The organism is Spirosoma sp. 48-14, assembly GCF_001898575.1.
GTDB lineage: Bacteria > Bacteroidota > Bacteroidia > Cytophagales > Spirosomataceae > Spirosoma.
Map to the genome: position 1 here is coordinate 91,921 of NZ_MKUD01000019.1, position 19,033 is coordinate 110,953.

General features: G+C 48.8%; 18 protein-coding genes and 1 tRNA gene. 5 read left to right on the forward strand and 14 right to left on the reverse strand.

Annotation, left to right across the window (positions count from 1 at the left end):
- Positions 1–162 precede the first annotated feature (162 nt).
- From BGO59_RS11990 to BGO59_RS12010, 5 genes are all read right to left on the reverse strand, one after another.
- The gene (locus tag BGO59_RS11990; protein ID WP_293683864.1) at positions 163–510 is read right to left on the reverse strand and encodes an L-rhamnose mutarotase; all 348 of its coding nucleotides are present in this window, start codon (positions 508–510) and stop codon (positions 163–165) included.
- A gap of 42 nt (positions 511–552) precedes the next feature.
- The gene (locus BGO59_RS11995) at positions 553–1,365 is read right to left on the reverse strand and encodes a sugar phosphate isomerase/epimerase family protein (protein ID WP_293683865.1); all 813 of its coding nucleotides are present in this window, start codon (positions 1,363–1,365) and stop codon (positions 553–555) included.
- Positions 1,362–2,402: a zinc-binding alcohol dehydrogenase family protein gene (locus BGO59_RS12000; protein ID WP_293683866.1), complete on the reverse strand. Its 1,041-nt coding sequence runs from the start codon at positions 2,400–2,402 to the stop codon at positions 1,362–1,364. Before BGO59_RS12000 ends, BGO59_RS11995 begins: the two co-directional genes overlap by 4 nt.
- On the reverse strand, positions 2,395–3,351 hold the full coding sequence (locus tag BGO59_RS12005) for an aldo/keto reductase (RefSeq protein WP_293683867.1): 957 nt from the start codon (positions 3,349–3,351) through the stop codon (positions 2,395–2,397). The genes BGO59_RS12000 and BGO59_RS12005 overlap by 8 nt, the downstream gene beginning before the upstream one ends.
- A gap of 396 nt (positions 3,352–3,747) precedes the next feature.
- Positions 3,748–3,831, reverse strand: a tRNA-Leu gene (locus BGO59_RS12010).
- Positions 3,832–4,008: 177 nt separating this feature from the next.
- Between BGO59_RS12010 and BGO59_RS12015 the strand changes: the two genes are divergently transcribed.
- Positions 4,009–6,717 (forward strand): ATP-binding protein, encoded by a 2,709-nt coding sequence (locus BGO59_RS12015; RefSeq protein ID WP_293683868.1) that lies wholly within the window; start codon positions 4,009–4,011, stop codon positions 6,715–6,717.
- A gap of 21 nt (positions 6,718–6,738) precedes the next feature.
- Here the strand turns inward: BGO59_RS12015 and BGO59_RS12020 are convergent, their stop codons facing one another.
- Positions 6,739–7,977: an ABC transporter permease gene (locus BGO59_RS12020; protein WP_293683869.1), complete on the reverse strand. Its 1,239-nt coding sequence runs from the start codon at positions 7,975–7,977 to the stop codon at positions 6,739–6,741.
- 160 nt (positions 7,978–8,137) lie between these two features.
- Here BGO59_RS12020 and BGO59_RS12025 point away from each other — a divergent pair, with 160 nt between their 5' ends.
- The 3 genes from BGO59_RS12025 (at position 8,138) to BGO59_RS12035 (ending at position 10,705) form a co-directional block, all read left to right on the forward strand.
- Complete coding sequence (locus BGO59_RS12025) at positions 8,138–9,400, forward strand: asparagine synthetase B (protein ID WP_293683870.1); 1,263 nt, start codon at positions 8,138–8,140, stop codon at positions 9,398–9,400.
- Between the two features lies 1 nt (position 9,401).
- A complete protein-coding gene (locus BGO59_RS12030) occupies positions 9,402–9,860 on the forward strand; it encodes a hypothetical protein (RefSeq protein ID WP_293683871.1) in 459 nt (152 codons plus the stop codon).
- A gap of 68 nt (positions 9,861–9,928) precedes the next feature.
- Positions 9,929–10,705: a prohibitin family protein gene (locus BGO59_RS12035; RefSeq protein ID WP_293683872.1), complete on the forward strand. Its 777-nt coding sequence runs from the start codon at positions 9,929–9,931 to the stop codon at positions 10,703–10,705.
- A 6-nt stretch (positions 10,706–10,711) separates the two neighbouring features.
- Here BGO59_RS12035 and BGO59_RS12040 read toward each other — a convergent pair whose 3' ends face one another.
- Positions 10,712–11,770: a DNA/RNA non-specific endonuclease gene (locus BGO59_RS12040; RefSeq protein WP_293683873.1), complete on the reverse strand. Its 1,059-nt coding sequence runs from the start codon at positions 11,768–11,770 to the stop codon at positions 10,712–10,714.
- Between the two features lie 126 nt (positions 11,771–11,896).
- Between BGO59_RS12040 and BGO59_RS12045 the strand changes: the two genes are divergently transcribed.
- Positions 11,897–13,153, forward strand: a complete 1,257-nt coding sequence (locus BGO59_RS12045; protein ID WP_293683874.1) for an NAD(P)/FAD-dependent oxidoreductase — start codon at positions 11,897–11,899, stop codon at positions 13,151–13,153.
- 20 nt (positions 13,154–13,173) lie between these two features.
- Here the strand turns inward: BGO59_RS12045 and BGO59_RS12050 are convergent, their stop codons facing one another.
- The 7 genes from BGO59_RS12050 to BGO59_RS12080 form a co-directional block, all read right to left on the reverse strand.
- Positions 13,174–14,106 (reverse strand): bifunctional riboflavin kinase/FAD synthetase, encoded by a 933-nt coding sequence (locus BGO59_RS12050; protein WP_293683875.1) that lies wholly within the window; start codon positions 14,104–14,106, stop codon positions 13,174–13,176.
- A gap of 49 nt (positions 14,107–14,155) precedes the next feature.
- The gene (truB, locus tag BGO59_RS12055) at positions 14,156–14,878 is read right to left on the reverse strand and encodes a tRNA pseudouridine(55) synthase TruB (RefSeq protein WP_293683876.1); all 723 of its coding nucleotides are present in this window, start codon (positions 14,876–14,878) and stop codon (positions 14,156–14,158) included.
- An 87-nt stretch (positions 14,879–14,965) separates the two neighbouring features.
- Complete coding sequence (locus tag BGO59_RS12060; protein ID WP_293683877.1) at positions 14,966–15,811, reverse strand: undecaprenyl-diphosphate phosphatase; 846 nt, start codon at positions 15,809–15,811, stop codon at positions 14,966–14,968.
- Positions 15,812–15,929: 118 nt separating this feature from the next.
- Positions 15,930–16,268 (reverse strand): DUF3098 domain-containing protein, encoded by a 339-nt coding sequence (locus tag BGO59_RS12065; RefSeq protein WP_293683878.1) that lies wholly within the window; start codon positions 16,266–16,268, stop codon positions 15,930–15,932.
- Positions 16,269–16,376: 108 nt separating this feature from the next.
- Positions 16,377–17,258 carry a permease-like cell division protein FtsX gene (locus BGO59_RS12070; protein ID WP_293683879.1) on the reverse strand — a complete coding sequence of 294 codons (882 nt, stop codon included), beginning with the start codon at positions 17,256–17,258 and terminating at the stop codon, positions 16,377–16,379.
- Positions 17,259–17,405: 147 nt separating this feature from the next.
- Entirely contained in the window at positions 17,406–18,740 is a 1,335-nt protein-coding gene (locus BGO59_RS12075) for a tyrosine-type recombinase/integrase (protein ID WP_293683880.1), read from the reverse strand.
- Between the two features lie 2 nt (positions 18,741–18,742).
- Positions 18,743–18,928 (reverse strand): hypothetical protein, encoded by a 186-nt coding sequence (locus tag BGO59_RS12080; RefSeq protein WP_293683881.1) that lies wholly within the window; start codon positions 18,926–18,928, stop codon positions 18,743–18,745.
- Positions 18,929–19,033 lie beyond the last annotated feature (105 nt).

Here is a 19,033-nt window from a genome sequence, read left to right on the forward strand (position 1 = left end):
GTATGTCTATATTCTACTTGTAGTAAAAGAGCAAATACCGTGTCATAGTTGCCTCGCTTTTTACTGTATATTACGAATGAGCTATTTAATAACACCAACTGACAGTTAAGCTATATGTAACTGCAAATTTCTCGCTAATCGTGGGAACATAAAAAATTAACGCTAAACGTCTTTTTCAAACTGAAAGATCTGATCCATCAGCACCCATTTTTCGCCGTCTTGCGCCCAGGGTAAAGGCTGCTGAAACCGCCACATCAGTCGTTCCCATTCCTGCACATGCGGATTGTCAGCGTCTAGTTCCCGTTTCTTTTCGAAGCTAAATGCATCATCCGTTTCCAGTATCATAAACATCCGGTTGCCCGTTCGGTATATCTGAAGATCCTGAATACCGGCTTTCAGATCATTAGCCCGCACTTCTGGCCAACCACTCCCTTTCGCATGCCACTGTTCATATTCTTTAATCAACTCAGGATCGTCTTTAAGGTCGAGAGCCAGACAAAATCGTTGCATAAGCTTGCTATTAAATCGAAAACTTGTTTGATAAAGAGCGAATTAGCCAAAGTAGGCCTTGTATGACTGAATGGTTTGCCGGGCAGCCTGGTCAGGGTCTGGAAAAGGAAACGCTTCAGCCGAAATATACCCCGTATACCCAATCTCTTTGAGGGCGGTGGCCACTTCGTCCATAGCCGTATGCCCTAATCCTATAGGTCGTCGGTTGCTATCGGCAAAATGAACATGGCCGATAGACGCGCCCGCTGCGCGAATGCTCTCAGGGAGCGACTGTTCTTCAATGTTCATGTGAAACAAATCGGCCAGCAATACCACCTGGCTCGTCTGCAGCGAGCGGATAAACTCAGCCCCAGTGCTGAGGTCATTGATCAGGTTGGTTTCGTAGCGGTTCAACGGTTCATAAATCAGCTTCACGCCCAGTGTTTCAGCATGATTTCCTAGCGTATTCAACCCATCGGCCAGCCACTGCATCGCCTGCTCTTTCTCTACGCCCGGTACTACGTTTCCCTGCATAGAGCCGATAATAGCCGGGGCACCGACAGTTGCTCCGAACGACATCATAGCGGCAATGAAAGCCACTGCCTGAGTACGAATTTGTGGATCGGGGTCGGTCAGTGTTAATCCGTGTAATACTTTTCCGGCTCCTGTTCCTACAGCCGCTACTTTCAGTCCAAATTGATTCATCAACTCCGTTAACTGGCTTGAGCTAACGGTATCGGCAGCGGGTGTAAATAACTCAACAGCATCGAAACCCAGAGCAGCCGCTTTGGCCATACTCGTTTCCAGGTCATTCCAGTAAATCCAGGGGCCCGTTTTGATAGAAGGCACCAGCGCAATCGTTACACAGGATTTCATGAGTTGGTAACGGGATCAAAATTGACCATAATTTTCGTGATTGGCCCTGGATTAGCCGACCATTCAGCTAGGGCAGCCCCTGCTTCATCCAGCGAAACCACCCGGCTAATCACCGCATCGACCGGAAATTTACCCGCTTCCAGATACTCGATTACCTCCGGAAATTCGCCCAGGCAATTGCGAGAGCCCAAGATTTCAATCTCTTTTCGGACAAACGTACCGGTGTTGTAATCGACGGGCTTTTTGGCATAGCCAATATAAACTACGCGCCCAGTATACGCCACTTCATCGACGGCGGCCCGATACGTAACCGGATGCCCGACGGCTTCGATAATTACGTCAGGCCCATCTCCATCGGTGATTTCCTGCAGAGCCTCGTGCAGATCGACGCGGGTTGTATTGATGGTGTGAGCCGCTCCGGCCAGGCTGGCTGTTCGCATCTTAGCGTCGTCGATGTCGATGGCGATCACCTCAGCCCCTCGATGAACCGCAGCCGCTACAGCGCCCATGCCCACAATACCGCAACCAATAACGGCAACTTTCTCCCCTGCTACGACCCGGCCACGGCTCACGGCATGAAAGCCTACCGTAAGCGGCTCAACCAGTGCCAGTTCACGGGCCGACAAGGTAGCCGAACGATGCAGTTTTTGCCAGGGAACGCTAATAAAACGGGTCATTGCACCAGGTCGGCGAACACCCATCGTTTTGTTATCCTGACAGGCATTGGGCCGACCTTTGCGACAAGAAAGACAAATCCCACAATTCAGATACGGATTTAAGGTAACCTGCATTCCAGGCTGAAACTGATCCGGCACCTGGCTACCTGTTTCCAGCACTGTAGCTCCCACTTCATGGCCCAGTACGTTCGGGTATTCCTGTAATTCGAACAACCCCCGAAAGCCGTTGAGATCGCCCCCGCAAAAACCAACCTTATTTACCTGTAACAGTACATCCTCCGGGCCGGGTGTGGGAATATCGATCTCGCGTATTTCGGTTTTTCCGGGTTCCACCAGAACCAGCGCTGGTTGTTTATTCATGTTGACCGTTCGATTTAGGTATGTTATTTTCCGGTTTTCCTTCAAACCACATCTGATTTTTTACCGGAGCCACCAGCGTTTCAATACGTTGCCATAATTCGTCAGGAACGAGGATGTCCATCGCCCGCAGATTCTGCTCGACCTGATACTGCTCCGACATACCGACGATGGTGGTTGCAATCACAGGATGACGTACCGCATAGTTTAATGCCACGTCGCTCAGTGCCAGGTCATATTCCCGACATAAAGCGATTAGTTTGGGCTGTATGGCTTTCACGGCCGGGGGTGAACTTTGCCAGGGCGGTATCGGCGCATCCGACAAAATCCGCTGCATCAGTGGAGCGGCATTCATCAAGCCAAATCCTTTTTCGATGGAAAGCGGTACCAGTTCGTCGTTGATTTCATCTTCCAGCAACGTATAGTGTCCCCAGGATAATACCGTGTCGACCTCGACCTGCCGGGCAATCTGCGCCAGATAACGGACGGGTAGCCCCGAAAATCCGACATAACGCGCTTTACCCATGGCTTTTACCTTCAGGGCAGCCGGAATAGCTTCGTTCAGTACCTGTTCACGATCACCGAATTCAATGTCGTGAACAGTCAGTAGATCTACATAATCGACCTGCAACCGCTCCAGCGATTCGTCGATGCTCTGCAAAACCCGATTGTACGAAAAATCGAATACCCCATTGCCGTATCGGCAGCACTTTGTAGCCAGAAAAACGGAATTTCGTTTATTTTTCAGCGCCTTCCCCAGCCGTGTTTCAGCCAGCGTATCGCCATAGAATGGAGCTACATCAAAGAAATTAATGCCCTGATCGATGGCTGTATGAACGGAACGGATACTTTCGTCTTCAGATACATCATTAAACACATTCCCTAGCGGAGACGCTCCAAAACTTAACTGTGATACAATCAGGTCTGTGTTTCCTAGTTGACGATATTGCATTGATTCACATTATAAAACAAAAAAATCTGGTAAGTGCTCTCCCTCCTGCCAACACGGGCCCAAAGATACTCCTACCCGATATACTCAGATAGCAAACACGCTTGACCCCCATTTCTACTAGCAGAAAGCTTGTATCAAGCCCCAACCAACAGGAAATTTATCGACAATGGATGCATTGAGATGAGCAAAAATTAGTTGCAGGCTACTGACTTAGGTACCACTTGCGAGATGATCAGCCATTGAGGCCGATCACGTTGGCTCTACAGATCTATAACTATAGAACGTCCTCAACAATCTTTGAAACCGATTCAGCTTCCAAGAAAATCCACAATTAGTTTAGCGAAAAACGAAAGCCCTTACAAATACTGATCTACAGGAATTTGTAAGGGCTTGATGTACCGGGAGCCGGACTCGAACCGGCATGTCCTTGCAGACAATGGTGTTTGAGACCATCGCGTCTACCGATTCCGCCATCCCGGCATCTGGAACCGTTCGCCGTTACCGACGATGCGTTTGTCAAACGTGGGTGCAAAAATAGAGGTATGGTTCGTGTTTTGCAAATAAAAATTAAAAGATACTTTATTTACCACGCCCCAGCCTCCTAGCAGAAATCAAACGAAACCCGTAGATTTACAATTGCACAGATTTGCATTTGTTATGCCTTCGTCATCCCCGACCCTTCCTTTAACGCCTTCCCTTCCCCTGCTCACAACGCTACTCAACCACTCCCCCTATGGTGTAATTGCCTACCACGCCATTCGAGACTCCAATGGTGTAGTTATAGATTACCAGACACGATTTTATAACCAGCAGGTACTGGTTATCACAGGGCATACCGAAGAGCAAATGACTCAACAGACGCTGTTTGAACGGGCACCGTACATGCGCGAATACGCTGAAGACCTGCGCCGGGTAGTTGACGAACAGATTCCGTACGAAGTTGATGAGCTTTTACCAAGCAACAACCGCTGGTTCCTGTTCGATAACCGCCCGCTTGAGGACGGCTTTTTTACCACATTTATTGACATTGACGATAATAAACGCGCTCAACAACAGCTTAATCAGCAGCAGCAATTGTTACAGGGAGTTCTTAATGCGACTGATAACTTTATTGCCTACTGCGAAACCGTTCGGGACCAGGCTGGTGAAATCATTGATTTTGTGTATCGTCTGACCAATCGTTTTCTAACGCAGCGGTCCGATGTAGCCGCCGATCAGATTATCGGTCATCGCATGACTACCTACTTTCCGAGTGTCAGACAAGTGGGCCTGTTCCAGCGATTTGTGGATGTAATGAAAACAGGAAAGTCGGAAAGTTTTGAATTCCAGTATCAGGCCGATGGTTACGATGCCTGGTACCTGATTTCGACAGCTCCTTTAAACGAGGGCATCGTTATATCGTTCAAGAATATTTCAGTCCTGAAACAAGCATCGCTACAGCTTCAGCAACAAAATGAACTGGTCGAAGGAGTCCTGAGTGCATCAGACAATGGGGTTATTGTGTATAAAGCCATGCTTAATGACACCGCTGACCAGGTTGATTTTCAAGTCGTACTGATCAATGACGCAGCCCTTCGCTTTACAGGTTCCCCGCGCGAGCAGGTAGTTGGGGGATTAGTCACTGACTTGTTTCCTCACACGAAACAGCTTGGCATGTGGCACCAGTATCAGCAGGTCCATAAAACGGGCGAAACCTTCCGGGGCCAACACTATTATGCCAATTTGAACAAGTGGTTCGATGTAACGATCAACAAATTGGAGGATCGACTGGTCGCGACCTTCAACGATATAAGTCAACTGTATCTGGCCACTCAACAGCTTCAGGAGCAGGCCCGTCTGTTCGATGGCGTTCTGGACAACATCACCAATGGCCTATCGGTACTGGAAGCCGTACGAGACGAGTCTGGCACGATTACAGATGTTCGTTATGTACGGGTTAGTCAGGCTATCCTGAACGACACGGGCTTACAAGCTGAACAACTCCTGGGCAAAACAATGACTAGTATATTTCCGGGCGTTAAAAGCACCGCTTACTGGGGAGCTTTCCTTCAGGCATTTGACACTGGCGAACCTCAGCACTTTGCGGTTGATTATGCTTTCGACGGATTCGATAACTATACCGACAACTGGGTTACTCGCCTGGACGACAACCGAATTATTTCAGTCTACTCGATCATCAACGAGCAGAAACAGGCCGAAGCACAGGCTCGTCAGCAGGCAGCTCTGCTCCAGACATTACTCGACAGTTGCCCGATTCCCATTGCGCTGTTTGAAGCCATCCGGGATTCATCGGGTCAAATTATCGACTTCCGGTATTTACTTCAGAATGATACCAATGCCCGTCTGGTCGGCTTACCCAATGCTAATGCTACGAACAAAACCATGCTTGAAGTGCTGCCCATTCTGAAACCATTAGGCATTTTTGACGAATATGTCCGCGTGGTCGAAACGGGGCAATCCAAACGACTGGAACAGCATTTTACGGGCAGCCTTATTGATGGCTGGTTCGCTATTTCTGTTGTGAAGCAGGAAGATGGTATTGTGGTGACAGCCAACGATCTGACTCTACTGCATGAAACCCTGCAACGAGCCGAGCAATTGGTCAACGAACTAAAACTATCAAACCGAAACCTGGAGCAGTTTGCCTACATTGCCAGCCACGATATGCAGGAGCCCCTGCGAAAAATTCAGTCGTTTGGTAACCTGCTATTGGATTACTACAGCAGTGCACTTCCTGAAGATGGCCAGAACATGCTGCGCCGAATGCAGTCGGCTGCCGATCGAATGAGCCAGTTGATCCGGGATTTACTGGCTTACTCCCGTCTATCTATTGAATTGGAGCCTTTTAAGCCCGTTAGTCTTCAGCAAATTTTCCTCGAAATAAAAAGCGACCTGGAAATCATTATCCGGGAAAAAAATGCGCAGATCACGCTTGGCGATAGTTCGGACGGAGCCTTACCTACACTGGCCGGAAACGCCAGTCAATTGCGGCAGCTATTTCAGAATCTATTGAGCAATGCCCTGAAGTTTGTATCGCCCAGTACAACGCCTATCATATCGGTGCAGGCTCGTCCGATCAACAACTATGATCTTCCCGCTACGATTGTCAATCGGGCAAAGCGTTCCTGGGTTGCCATCGACATAGCCGACAATGGGATTGGTTTCGACGAAAAATATCAGAATCAGATTTTCCAATTATTCGAACGACTACACGGTCGAAACGAATACAATGGCACAGGGATCGGGCTGGCGGTTTGCCGAAAAGTGGCCGAAAATCACGGCGGAACGATAACGGTACGTAGTCAGCCTGGTCAGGGCACTACATTCACAGTGTATTTACCAGAGAGTGAACAAGTGATCGAATGATCGAGTCTATTCGTTCACTTGTTATTCATACCTCAATGCTTCGATCGGATCGAGTTTGGAGGCCCGTACGGCCGGATAGATACCGGCAAATAATCCTACCGACACGCAAACAACGATGCCCAATCCCATCCAGCCCCAGGGCACCACAAAACTACCATTGCCCTGGCTGACCAAACTAGCAATAAGGTTACCTACGCCCAGGCCCAGCACAATACCACCCAAACCGCCGAGGATACAAATAACAATCGCTTCGATCAGGAATTGCTCACGGATGCGTTTAGGCGTTGCACCCAGCGATTTACGGATGCCAATTTCGCGGGTTCGTTCTGTGACTGACACCAGCATGATGTTCAGCAAAGCAATCGACGCACCCAGCAACGTGATAAACCCAATCCCAAAGCCGCCAATGCGCAGATAGCCACTGATGTTTTCCGTTTCTTTGGCCAGGTCATCAGCTCGTTCAATTTCAAACGAATCGGGCTGACCCAGTTGATCCCGACGAACCTGGCGCATGGTTCCCCTGGCCTCTTCTACGGCCTCGTCCTGACTAGCAACCGATGGCGCTGAAGCCGTTATATCGAATGAAAGCTGTCGGTTACCCGCCAGTGCCCGCGCGTTATCCAGCGGAATCAGAATCATTCGGTCTTCGCCCCCACCCGAAAGTCCACCTTTCTTATTAAGCACACCAATTACTTTGTATTGCGCTCCCAGCACACGAATCGATTGATTCAGCGGGTTAATCTTTTTCTCGAATAATGTATTCGCCGTTTCACTGCCTATAACGGCGACATTCAGCGAGTTTTCCAAATCATTTTGTGTCAGATTACGACCACTTTGGAGCGTAAAAGCCTTAACAGTCAGAAAATTATCATCTCCTCCTATAAGCTGTACGTTTGGATTTGTTTTCCGGGAGCCAAACTTGGCCTGAGCGGCTCCAGCTATCACCGACGATACCGAAATAGTAGCCCCATACGGAAACCGGCGCTTAAACTGTATTGCATCGAAATAATCGATAGGTGCATCCTGCCGCAGCACACGCCCTCCCCTCCGGAAGGCATCCTGTCGGGCAACAATGCTGAATGTATTGGCCCCCAAACCCGCAAAGCTATCGTTTACAGAATTCTGGAGCCCATCAATAGCCGTCAGGATACCGACCAGTGAGGTAATGCCAATAGCTATGATCAGCGACGTCAGTATCGTCCGAAGCCGATTACCTGCAATCGAACGAAGGCCTTCCCGTATGTTCTCAATCAGATTCATTTTTGACTGAGTGATTGAGTAATTGAGTGATTGAGCGAATAGTTTGTCTCAGTTATTCGCTCAATCACTCAATCGCTCAGTCACAATTAAATTCTTGCACAATATTTGTGTATATTTCGTTATAGCAAAACTACCAAGCGCATCTTTAACGGGGAAACCAATGAAACGGCTGCTATTACCGCTTATCCTAATTCTGAGTCTGGCTGGTCAGGTCTGGGCCTCTAAAATCCTGATTCCAATGGACGATGCCCAAAAGAATCATCTTAAAGCCTATGGCATTGCCTATTGGGTTCTTAAAGTGCATGATACCGAAATCGACTGGTTGCTCAACTACCGGGGCGGTTCGTTCATGATGCCGCAATCGCAGGCCTTTATCAATGAAATGGTGATCCGGGGTGTCAGCTACGAGGTTATTTCTGATGCGCAGTCAGCTCAGATACTGTCCGAAGTTGCGGCTGCCGATGCCAATATGGATGCCGTTAAGCTCCAGAAACCACCGAAAGTAGCCGTCTATTCGCCCAAGACCAAGCAGCCGTGGGACGATGCCGTAACGATGGTGATGACCTACGCCGAAATTCCTTACGATGTGATTTTTGACGAAGAGGTGATGAATGGCAAAATGCCTGAATATGACTGGCTACATCTTCATCATGAGGACTTCACAGGACAATATGGAAAGTTCTTCCACTTTAAAGACCAGCCCTGGTACATCGCCCAAAAACGGGAAGCGGAAACCATTGCCCGAAAATATGGCTTTACCAAAGTGCCTCAGCTTAAGCTGGCTGTAAGCCAAAAAATCCGTGAGTTTGTGCTCGGTGGCGGATACCTGTTCGCGATGTGCAACGCAACCGATACCTACGACATTGCCCTATCGGCTCATAACACGGATATTGTCGATTCGTTCTACGACGGTGACCCCGCCGACCCAAACGCGAATAGCAAGCTGGACTACAGCCAGACATTTGCCTTCCGTAATTTTCAGGTTTATACTAATCCGTATCTGATCGAGTTTTCTAACATCGACAATCAACCTGAAGAACGTGGCCTGAGCGAGCATAACGATTACTTTACGCTGTTTCAGTTTTCGGCCAAATACGACCCCATCCCAACCATGCTGACCCAAAATCACCAGAACGTCATCAAAGGATTTATGGGGCAAACGACGGCGTTTAAGAAAGCTTATATCAAACCGGAAGTAGTCATTATGGCCGAAAACCGTTCGGTAGGTGAAGCCCGGTATATCCATTCGCCCTATGGCCGGGGATTTTTCACATTCTACGGAGGCCATGACCCGGAAGACTACCGTCATGAAATTGGTGAGGAGCCAACCGACCTTAACCTGCATCCCAATTCAGCTGGTTACCGACTGATTCTGAACAACATTCTGTTCCCCGCAGCCAAGAAGAAGAAGCAGAAAACCTAGGATGGATACATTCACCGAATCCCAGCGCTTTCGCCAATGGTGGATCTGGATAGTAATGGTCGCTGCCCTGCTCATAACAACAGTGCCGTTGGTGACTACAGATGCCGGGAAAGAACCGTTTGCCTGGGGCGGCCCTGTAATAACCCTACTGGTTATGCTTCTACTGTACGTCTGGCGACTGGATACCCGTATCGACGACCAGGGTATCCACTATCAGGTTTTTCCTGTTTTCACCTGGCGTACCATCCCCTGGGCCCACATTACGTCTGCCTCGATAGCTACTTATGGGTTTGTTGGCTATGGTATTCGTCTGGGTTTCGATGGCTGGGTGTATAATATTGCTGGCAATAAAGGAGTGCGTATTACCAAAAAAGGGAACACGATCATCACGATTGGCACGCAGCGCCCCGACGAACTGGAAGCGTTTTTAGCTTCCCACCAAAGTTTAATAACAACTTAATTCGGTTTCAATAAGGGGTTAATGCATCGGTGAGTAGTTAGCGCAATAATTTATTTCCGCTAACAATCATGAAAAATCTCATACTCTGTGCATTAGCTATCTATCTGGCAAGTAGTTGTACCACCATCCGCCAGGGTGAAGTAGGGGTCAAGCGTCGATTTGGCAAGCTGGACCCATCGGTAAAAGGGGCGGGTATTCATGGGTATAACCCGTTCACGACGACCATAATCCGGGTGCCCACACGGACCATTAATTTACCGCTAGCCCTGGAAAATATCCCCTCAAAAGAAGGACTCAACATCAGCTCCGAAATGGCTGTTCTTTACCGAATTGTGCCCGAAAAGGCTCCTCAGGTACTGACGACCATTGGCGAGAAATACGAAAGTGTTGTGATTGTGAGTGTATTCCGATCGGCAGCAGCGGATGTCTGTGCCCGTTTTTATGCGAAAGATATGTACACCGGTCAGCGCGAAGAAATCGAAAAGGAAATTGCGGCCGAAATGCATAAGGTGCTGGAGCCTAGAGGCATCGTTGTGGAAAGTGTACTCATGAAAAGCATCGAATTACCCAAAGGACTGGCCCAATCCATCGAGCAAAAGCTTGAAGCCGAACAACAGGCTCAACAGATGGAGTTTATTCTGCAAAAAGAGCACAAAGAAGCTGACCGCAAAGTGATTGAAGCCAAAGGGATCGCGGATTCCCAAAAAATCATTTCGGAAGCGCTCAACAAGCAGATTATCGAGTATAAAACCATCGAAGCCTTCCGGCAGTTGGCCACTTCACCTAATGCCAAAATCATCGTTACCGATGGCAAAACGCCCATGCTCATCAATCCGAATCAGTAGTCTGATTTAGTTGCTAAACCATTCATCCACCATTTCTTCGCGGCTTTTGCTTTCCAGCTTTCGTTCCAGGTCGTCGGGGATTTTGGGGAAGAAATCAATGCCCGTTAACTGCTCGATTAAATCAACCGGTACCACGAATGTTTTCAAAGACTCCGTTGACCCTTCGTTGTCGAGCAGGAAGCCAATCATCCGGATTTCAGGCTTATTGCAATACAGGATGACTTTGTAAAATTTTTGGGGCACACTGACCTCGGTACTTTTTCCGATAGTAGGCAAACCAGGTTTCAGCACAGGTCCTGTAATGACATATAAACCATTATCCCGGCGAGCCCAGGTACGCACCAGATTTTCCAGATCACTCCAGATACCCCGGTTAAAATCCGGAGCCTGCGGGGTGATGTTGCTCATAAAAAACGTTTCGCGCATGATTCGCTGCGAAAATTTAAAGTCACCAGCCGGAGCCAGGTGGCCCCGGTCGTAGCCCGACCGGGTATAGTCGGATGGTAAGGCCGTTCCATTTTCGACAGATGGGTCCGGTTTAAACTGTTCGTTTTTACGATCGGCATCTCCTCGGGTTTCATACGAAAGCAAGGGGTAGGCTACCCATTCGGCGTCTTTGTACTGATCTCTGTAGTTGAGTGTATAGCCTTCATGACGGATCAAATCGCCGTTCCATTTGGACTGGGGCAGCAGGAAATCAACCTGTTTTTCAAAATCGAACCGTTCGTTTCCCGATGAAGCCTCCGAAGGCGAATTCCGATCCCCATCGGAAGCCTCGCTTTCATCCGACCGCGATTTGTTTCGATCATCGGTAGCTACATCCGACGATTGGCCAGGTTCGGGTGCTTTGTATGGGTTATCTCGTTCCCGGTCTGGTCGGGAACGGCCCAGGCCAATGATCTCCCGAACATCGTTCCAAAAGGCAACCACTGGTTTGGTTTTGCCCCCGTAATGCAGAAATAACCCGATCAGGAAAAAGACAAACAGCGTTACGAGTGTATTTCCCCGCAGACGGAAGCCCCGGCGGGTCGTATTTTTTGGTGAAAAGCGAGGTTTCAGATGCATAGGCCAAAGTTAAGTTTTTGTTTGATGCTATAGGATGGTCGTTACAAAAGAGGTACTACCATCGTCGAGCTGATCTATCCAGCCTATTAGTCGGAACATGAAATTCAAAAAGACTGTTACCCCTCCATGTCATCCTTACGTATCGTTGTTATTGGTGGTGGAGCAGCCGGTTTTTTCGGGGCCATCACAGCCGCCGAAACCTTTCCTGACGCCACAATCACAGTTTTAGAGAAGAGCCGAACGGTACTGAATAAAGTCCGTATTTCGGGCGGGGGGCGCTGCAATGTTACCCATGCCTGTTTCGACAATAAAAAACTGGTTAAATATTATCCCCGTGGTGAGAAACCGTTACGCAATCTATTGAATCAGTTCGATGCTACGACCACCGTACGCTGGTTTGAAGCGCACGGGGTTGCGTTGAAAACGGAAGCGGATGGCCGCATGTTTCCATCAACGAACACCTCCGAAACCATCGTAACCTGCCTGATGGGAACAGCCCGCCGACTGGGGATTCAGGTACGGACCAGTTGTGGGGTATCAACACTTACCCCTACAAAAACGGATGATGGACAAACGGTCTGGCAGGTAGCCCTGTTGAACGATGAAGTTATTCAGGCCGATCGAGTCTTGATCGCTACGGGTGGCTATCCGCAGGCATCCTCTTATCAGTGGCTCCCTCAACAAACCGAAGCCCTGGTATCGCCCGTTCCTTCATTGTTCACGTTTAATGTACCCGAGAGTTATTTATTGCCCTTAGCAGGTGTATCGGTTAGCGATGCGGCCGTCTCCATACAGGGAACAAAACAGGAACAACGCGGCCCATTGCTGCTGACGCATTGGGGATTTAGTGGCCCGGCTATTCTGCGCCTATCGGCCTGGGCGGCCCGTGAACTGGCCGCTATGGACTACCGATTCACGCTTCGCATCAATTGGGTCCCTACGCTCAACGAGCATCAACTCCGCAATCTGCTCCAGGATTACCGGCAACAAAACGGGCGGAAACAGGTATCTTCACAAAATCCGTTCGGTTTACCGAATCGATTATGGCAGATTTTTGTGTCGGAGTCAGGCATGACTGACGCACAACGCTGGGCCGACTTACCTGCCAAATTGCTGAACCGATTAATTGAGCGACTGACCAATAGCCAGTTTCAGGTTGTTGGAAAAACGACCTTTAAAGACGAGTTCGTTACCTGCGGAGGCATTACCGTTGACAGTCTGAATCCACAAACGCTTGAAAGCAAAACCCAACCCGGTCTATTTTTCGCGGGCGAAGTTCTGGACATTGATGGAATTACCGGGGGCTTCAACTTTCAGAATGCCTGGACTACAGGATATATAGCCGGGAAGCATATTGGTCAAGGATTGGCAAGCATAGCCTGAGCATCCTTGACCATCTTTGACTATTTCTGGTCAAGCACTACTCGTGCCGTTTCCTCGTCCCGTTTCAACTGAGCTACGAGTGCAGGGAGGCCGTCGAATTTTTGCTCCGGGCGCAGAAACTCCCGAAATTTCAGGGTCATGTGTTCGCCGTAGATGTCCTTGTCAAAATCGAAAATATACGTCTCGATGGTTTGGTGCGTCCCCGCCACAGTCGGGCGGAAGCCAATGTTGAGCATTCCGCCCAGCGTTTGCCCGCCATACTCCACCTCAACCGCATACACCCCATTGGCCGGAATTAGTTTTGTTGGATCATCGACCTGCATGTTGGCTGTGGGGAAGCCAATCGTACGGCCTAACTGACGACCTTTTACAATCGTACCTGTTAGGTTATAAGCGCGTCCCAGCAAGCGATTTGCGGTGCGAACATTACCTTCGTTCAGGGCCGCCCGAATTTTAGACGAACTAACCCCTACGGCATCCACATCCTGACGGGGTATTTCTTCTACTTCAAATCCATATTCACTCTGGTGGGCACGGATATATTCGAACCCACCTTCGCGATCGCGGCCAAAACGGTGATCGTAGCCAATCACCAATTTTTTTGTACCAATTTTATCGATCAGAATCTGACGGATGTATTGTTCCGATGTCAGTTCAGAAAACGAACGTGTGAACGGAATAACCACCAGATGATCGACACCCGCCTGATCGATCAGTTCAATTTTTTCGTCGAGCGAGGTCAGCAATCGTAGATTCTGGCTATCGTTCGATACGACCGTTCGGGGATGCGGCCAATAGGTAATCAGCACCGACTCTCCCCCACTCGCCTGGGCTACCTCAGTGAGCCGCGCCAGAATCGTCTGATGGCCTAAATGAACCCCGTCAAATGTTCCGCTGGTGACTACCGCATTGACTAAAGGTTGTATGTCGTTGAGACCGTTGTAAATAATCATATTCAGTCGCTAATCGTCAGTCATCAGTTTATACGGGTCAACAATAGTACTATTGCTGACTATTGACTGCTGACTCACGACTTATCTTTATAAACTCGTCGATAGTATGGGCTTCTTCGATGCGAAAATGACCAATCCGCGTTCGACGCAGGCTACTCATGTATGCACCATTGTTGAGCAACAGCCCCAAATCGCGTACGAGACTGCGAATATAGGTGCCTTTCGAACATACGATGCGAAAATCTACTTCGGGGAAACGGCTGGCATCAACCTCAAAAACGGAAACCGTCACCTGCCGAGCCTTGATACCTCCCTCCACACGGTCAGCGGTTTCGCCCCGTCGGGCTTTTTCATAGAGCCGTTCTCCGTTGACCCGTACAGCTGAGTAAATGGGTGGAACCTGCAAGATGTCGCCCGTCAATTGTTGAGCTGCTGCCTGAATCTGATCGGCTGTAATACCCGTTGTCTCGAATTCAGCATCGAATCCCGTTTCCAGATCGACCGAAGGGGTTGTTTTACCCAGCACCAGTGTACCCGTGTATTCTTTTTCCTGCGCCTGATACTGATCAATTTGTTTGGTCATCTTGCCCGTACAAAGAATGAGCAGGCCGGTTGCCAATGGGTCGAGCGTACCGGCATGACCAATTTTCTTGAATTTACAGGCGTATTTTAACTTATTGGCGACATCGAACGATGTCCACGTAAGCGGTTTATCGATTAGGATAACCTGACCAGGGTCAGAAGCAGGGCTTATTTCAGTTTGTTGTGGCACAGCAATACATGGAGAAACCACAAAGATACACAGAGTAAAGTCCAATGTGTGTCTTTGTGGTTCCTCGTGTATGCTATACCTAACCTTTTAGAGAACATCCAGCTTTACGCCAGCCGCCAGCAAACCCAGCAACACCAGCCCAAGCACGATCCGGTAGTATCCAAAAACTTTAAAACCATAACGGGTCAGGAAACTAACGAATCCCCGAATAGCCAGCATACCAACCACGAAAGCAATGGCATTCCCGATCAGTAACGTTTGGTAATCGTCGGGTTGAAGCAGTTTATAGGTTTTCAGCAGTTTATAGCCCGAAGCCGCAGCCATGGTGGGAACCGCCAGAAAAAAGGAGAATTCGGCCGCCTGCGCTCGCGTTAACCCCTGGAACATACCCCCAATGATGGTTGCCGCCGATCGCGAAACCCCCGGAATCATGGCAATACACTGAAAAAAGCCGATTCGGAGCGCATCAGGAACAGAAACGTCACCATCTTTCGGCTCCCGGTTCACAATTCGATCAATGAACAGCAGGATAATACCACCCACCAGCAACATGATGGCCACAACGGTAACATTTTCGAGCAGTGAATCAATAAAGTCGTTCAGCAAGAAGCCGATCACAGCAGCTGGAAGAAAGGCAATCAGGATTTTACTATAAAAATCGAGCAGAGGCTGCAAACGGGGAGGAAATGATTTCAGGTAACTGGGTATGGTAAAATTACCTGTGCGAGGGTCGGTCAGGAAACGACGATGGTATAGCACCAGTACCGACAGAATACAACCGAATTGAATATCGACCGTGTAGAGTTTGGTAAATTCATCACTGGCAATGCCGGCCAGCGATGAATAGATAATCATGTGCCCGGTTGAGGAAACGGGCAGAAACTCGGTTAAGCCCTCAATAATCGCCAGTACAATTGCGTGAATCAGCTCCATTAACTAATAAAAAAAGGTATAGCGTTGTAAAGTTGTCGAGTTACCGTCAGAAAATCTTTTCGGCAAAACTACTTTACAACGCTATAACTTTATAGCACTTCAACGTTATAACTTTCCGCTACGCCTTTGGCCGGGTCAGGATGGCAACGAATTCCAGAACAAAACCGCTCATTACCACAATCGGGCCGAGGGTCAGTCCTAAAAAGCCAAACCCAAATTCTTCCTTATCGAGACTCATAATGAAAAACCCGGCCAGAATTACCCCTATGCCGATTAGCATGAACAGGTAGTTCTGCTTCCCAAACGGAAGTGCCGTGGCTGGCGATGGACGCAACGGTTCACCACTTATGGGCCGAGTAGGCGAACTTTTCGGAGCCACCGTCGGCGTGACTGTCGTTTTTTTTGCTGGTTCTTCGCGAGAGAGCGTAGCTGAGCCAGTCTGCTTATCTTTTGCCATCGTTTCGTCTATTTAATGGAGAATGAACACTAGTGAGTAAGGATGGCTGAACGAATCATCAGCAGCACATTACTCTTTACGCATTATTCCGTTTAAATTATTCACTACTCAATAAAGCTCATCCAGTGTTAAGCCGAGGTAACGGTTTACGGCCTGAAACGTACTCAAAAAGCCAATCAATATACCTAATCCAACCACACCCGCCATCAGAAAAATAGTCTTTTCAGTATCCTGAAACATCCCCACTTCGGGCAGATTATGGATGGCAATCTGTAAACAAACCAACAACAGGGCAACTGCAATCAATCCAGCCAGAAACCCCTGCCACATACCCCGGCCTAAAAAGGGTCGGGTAATAAATCCATTCGTTGCTCCTACCAGTTGCATACTCCGGATGAGCATACGCTGTGAATGAAGCGCCAGCCGGATCGTATTATTCATCAGCACTACAATGATCACTAACAAAATCACGGCAAATGCAGACATGACGGCGTAAATTTTGGTGATATTCCGGTTGATATTATCGACCAGATTTTCTTGATATACCACTTCGAATACTCCGTCAATCTGCTCTAAATCCTGCTTTACCTGCTGCAGTTTCGCTTCTTCAAAATACCCTTCATTGAGCTTGATGCGGTAGCTGTCATGCAACGGGTTCTCTCCTAAAAACTTCGAAAAATCCTCTTTGGTTTCGGCAATAAATGCTTTGGCTGCTTCATCTTTCGTTACCAGAACCACCTGCGGCTTTCCATCTGTTTTCAGGACGTAGGGCCGTTCGGCAATAGTCTGAAAAAGTTTTTCTGTTTGTTTCTCGTCCAGGTCTTTATCCAGAAACGCCCGGATTTCGTAATTTTCACGAATATAGGTAACCAGTTTTTTCGACTGAATAGCCAGCAAACCGCAAAAACCAATTAAAAACAACGCCAGCGTCAGACTAAACAAAATCATACCGCTGGGATAGGCACCAACTTTCTTTTTTATACGAGCCATTCAGGGGTTCGTGTTATGTGACAAAAATAATGGATTCAACTGCTGAGCGGTCGAATTTAAGAAAATTTAGCTTTTCACTCCCCTGTTTCCTCCTCATTCGTCCGCTATCTACCTAGTATCAACGTTTTAATTTCTGCTTTAGCCGAATCATTCGGATAGTATCCGCTTCGCTTTGACTCCATTCTTTGCCTTGGGGTCAACGGTTATTTTTGACCGTTTCCAGGCTTCGATCGACTGGCTGACGATCATCTGGTTATCGACCGTTGCGTATTTCTGGGTTGACGCAATCGATTTGTGGCCCATGATCTCCTGCAATACTTTGGTAGGCAGTCCCCCTTGGGTCATCAGGCTGGCAAACGTGCGACGGGCCATGTGAGAGGTCAGCGTGTCCCACAAAGGTAAATGATCGATCATCAATTCTCCCTTGTAATACGACCCAACGGTGACAATTCGCTCCAGCCCCGCCTGCTGACCAATTACTTTCAGGTGCATCATGTAGGATTCCATATTGGCAGGTTTGCTGGTAGGCACCGGATTGTGCAACATGGTCAGCGTTTGCTCGCCAACAGGAATGGGCACCGCTTTGCCCGTTTTTTTCTGAACAACCTGCAAACAGGGTACGCCGTCGAAGCGAATAATCGTTGGATGCAGGAGCTGATGCAAATCCGAGTAGCGTAGACCCGTCGCGCAGGCCAGCAGAAAATACCATCGCGTCGCTTCGATGGCTGCCAGATAGGTTGGATGAGATTCGTCCGAGTGTGTCAGTTTGACGGCCGCGATGGCATCGATGTCGGCGTGGGTCAGAATCGGCCGCAGGGTATCCCCCACCGATCGCGTTTCGACAAACTGATAATCGGGTGGCACGGGGTATCCCAGCCGAATGGCGTAGGTCAGCATGCCGCGCAGTAGCGACACGTAGGTTTCCAGCGTTGCGTCGGAGTGTTCGCAGTCGTCCTGCAAATAAGCCGTAAACTGGTTAAGGGTATTTAGCTTCAAGTCTGGCCAGTCCAGATCGGCCCGAAACGCAACCAGGTGACCCGCCAGTACATCGATCGACTCCTTCCAGCTTTTAGAGCGTTCGGCTCTTCGCAGTTTACTATACCCTTCAGCAAATTGCTTGAAACTAGGCTGCGCGGGTACGTGGATGACAGGTGCTTTGGCTTTGGGTGATTTACCCAGTTGCTCAGCCCGAAGCTGATTGATGTGTTCCGTTACCTGCTGTTCAGTCGGGGCAATCAAAAGCGGCTTGAAATAATCGTCGATACCATCCTGATAGATACCGATCCGCCGGTTGATCACTTTGGCGACCTGAGCACTGCGTTTAACGCGTTGGCTGGAATCGTCCCACTGATCAGGATGGACCTTTTCACCGATGGAGCCCCGTACCTTGAGCGAACCCCAGCAAACCCGAAAACTGATCGGACAGCGGCCATCAGCGGCCTGCCGGTCAAGCCTGAGTTGAAATGTGATGGTGGCTTCCATTTCTAGTTGTTGAGTAATTTACTGACTTCCAGATGTGCCGCTTTGTAGGCCATGCCCGATGTGTACATAGATGATACGGCCGTAAAATCCTGTTTTTGCTGGCTTCGAAACTTCACTTCCAGTAGGTTAGCGGAGATAAGGGCTTCGTAGTGGACTTTTTCCCGAATCAGAGCTTTGCGGGTGGACATGGAATCTTAAGAATTTTGTCTGAACTTTATAGACAAATAGATAGACTATGGAACAGGCAATCGAAAGACAAAAGCGTTTGTGCGGACTAATTGAAGCTGGCTTAA

Bases quoted from the DNA above. Each gene is read 5' to 3' on its own strand.
- BGO59_RS11990 (WP_293683864.1), bottom strand. From the start codon at position 510: ATGCAACGATTTTGTCTGGCTCTCGACCTTAAAGACGATCCTGAGTTG.
- BGO59_RS11995 (WP_293683865.1), bottom strand. From the start codon at position 1,365: ATGAAATCCTGTGTAACGATTGCGCTGGTGCCTTCTATCAAAACGGGC.
- BGO59_RS12000 (WP_293683866.1), bottom strand. From the start codon at position 2,402: ATGAATAAACAACCAGCGCTGGTTCTGGTGGAACCCGGAAAAACCGAA.
- BGO59_RS12005 (WP_293683867.1), bottom strand. From the start codon at position 3,351: ATGCAATATCGTCAACTAGGAAACACAGACCTGATTGTATCACAGTTA.
- BGO59_RS12015 (WP_293683868.1), top strand. From the start codon at position 4,009: ATGCCTTCGTCATCCCCGACCCTTCCTTTAACGCCTTCCCTTCCCCTG.
- BGO59_RS12020 (WP_293683869.1), bottom strand. From the start codon at position 7,977: ATGAATCTGATTGAGAACATACGGGAAGGCCTTCGTTCGATTGCAGGT.
- BGO59_RS12025 (WP_293683870.1), top strand. From the start codon at position 8,138: ATGAAACGGCTGCTATTACCGCTTATCCTAATTCTGAGTCTGGCTGGT.
- BGO59_RS12030 (WP_293683871.1), top strand. From the start codon at position 9,402: ATGGATACATTCACCGAATCCCAGCGCTTTCGCCAATGGTGGATCTGG.
- BGO59_RS12035 (WP_293683872.1), top strand. From the start codon at position 9,929: ATGAAAAATCTCATACTCTGTGCATTAGCTATCTATCTGGCAAGTAGT.
- BGO59_RS12040 (WP_293683873.1), bottom strand. From the start codon at position 11,770: ATGCATCTGAAACCTCGCTTTTCACCAAAAAATACGACCCGCCGGGGC.
- BGO59_RS12045 (WP_293683874.1), top strand. From the start codon at position 11,897: ATGTCATCCTTACGTATCGTTGTTATTGGTGGTGGAGCAGCCGGTTTT.
- BGO59_RS12050 (WP_293683875.1), bottom strand. From the start codon at position 14,106: ATGATTATTTACAACGGTCTCAACGACATACAACCTTTAGTCAATGCG.
- BGO59_RS12060 (WP_293683877.1), bottom strand. From the start codon at position 15,811: ATGGAGCTGATTCACGCAATTGTACTGGCGATTATTGAGGGCTTAACC.
- BGO59_RS12065 (WP_293683878.1), bottom strand. From the start codon at position 16,268: ATGGCAAAAGATAAGCAGACTGGCTCAGCTACGCTCTCTCGCGAAGAA.
- BGO59_RS12070 (WP_293683879.1), bottom strand. From the start codon at position 17,258: ATGGCTCGTATAAAAAAGAAAGTTGGTGCCTATCCCAGCGGTATGATT.
- BGO59_RS12075 (WP_293683880.1), bottom strand. From the start codon at position 18,740: ATGGAAGCCACCATCACATTTCAACTCAGGCTTGACCGGCAGGCCGCT.
- BGO59_RS12080 (WP_293683881.1), bottom strand. From the start codon at position 18,928: ATGTCCACCCGCAAAGCTCTGATTCGGGAAAAAGTCCACTACGAAGCC.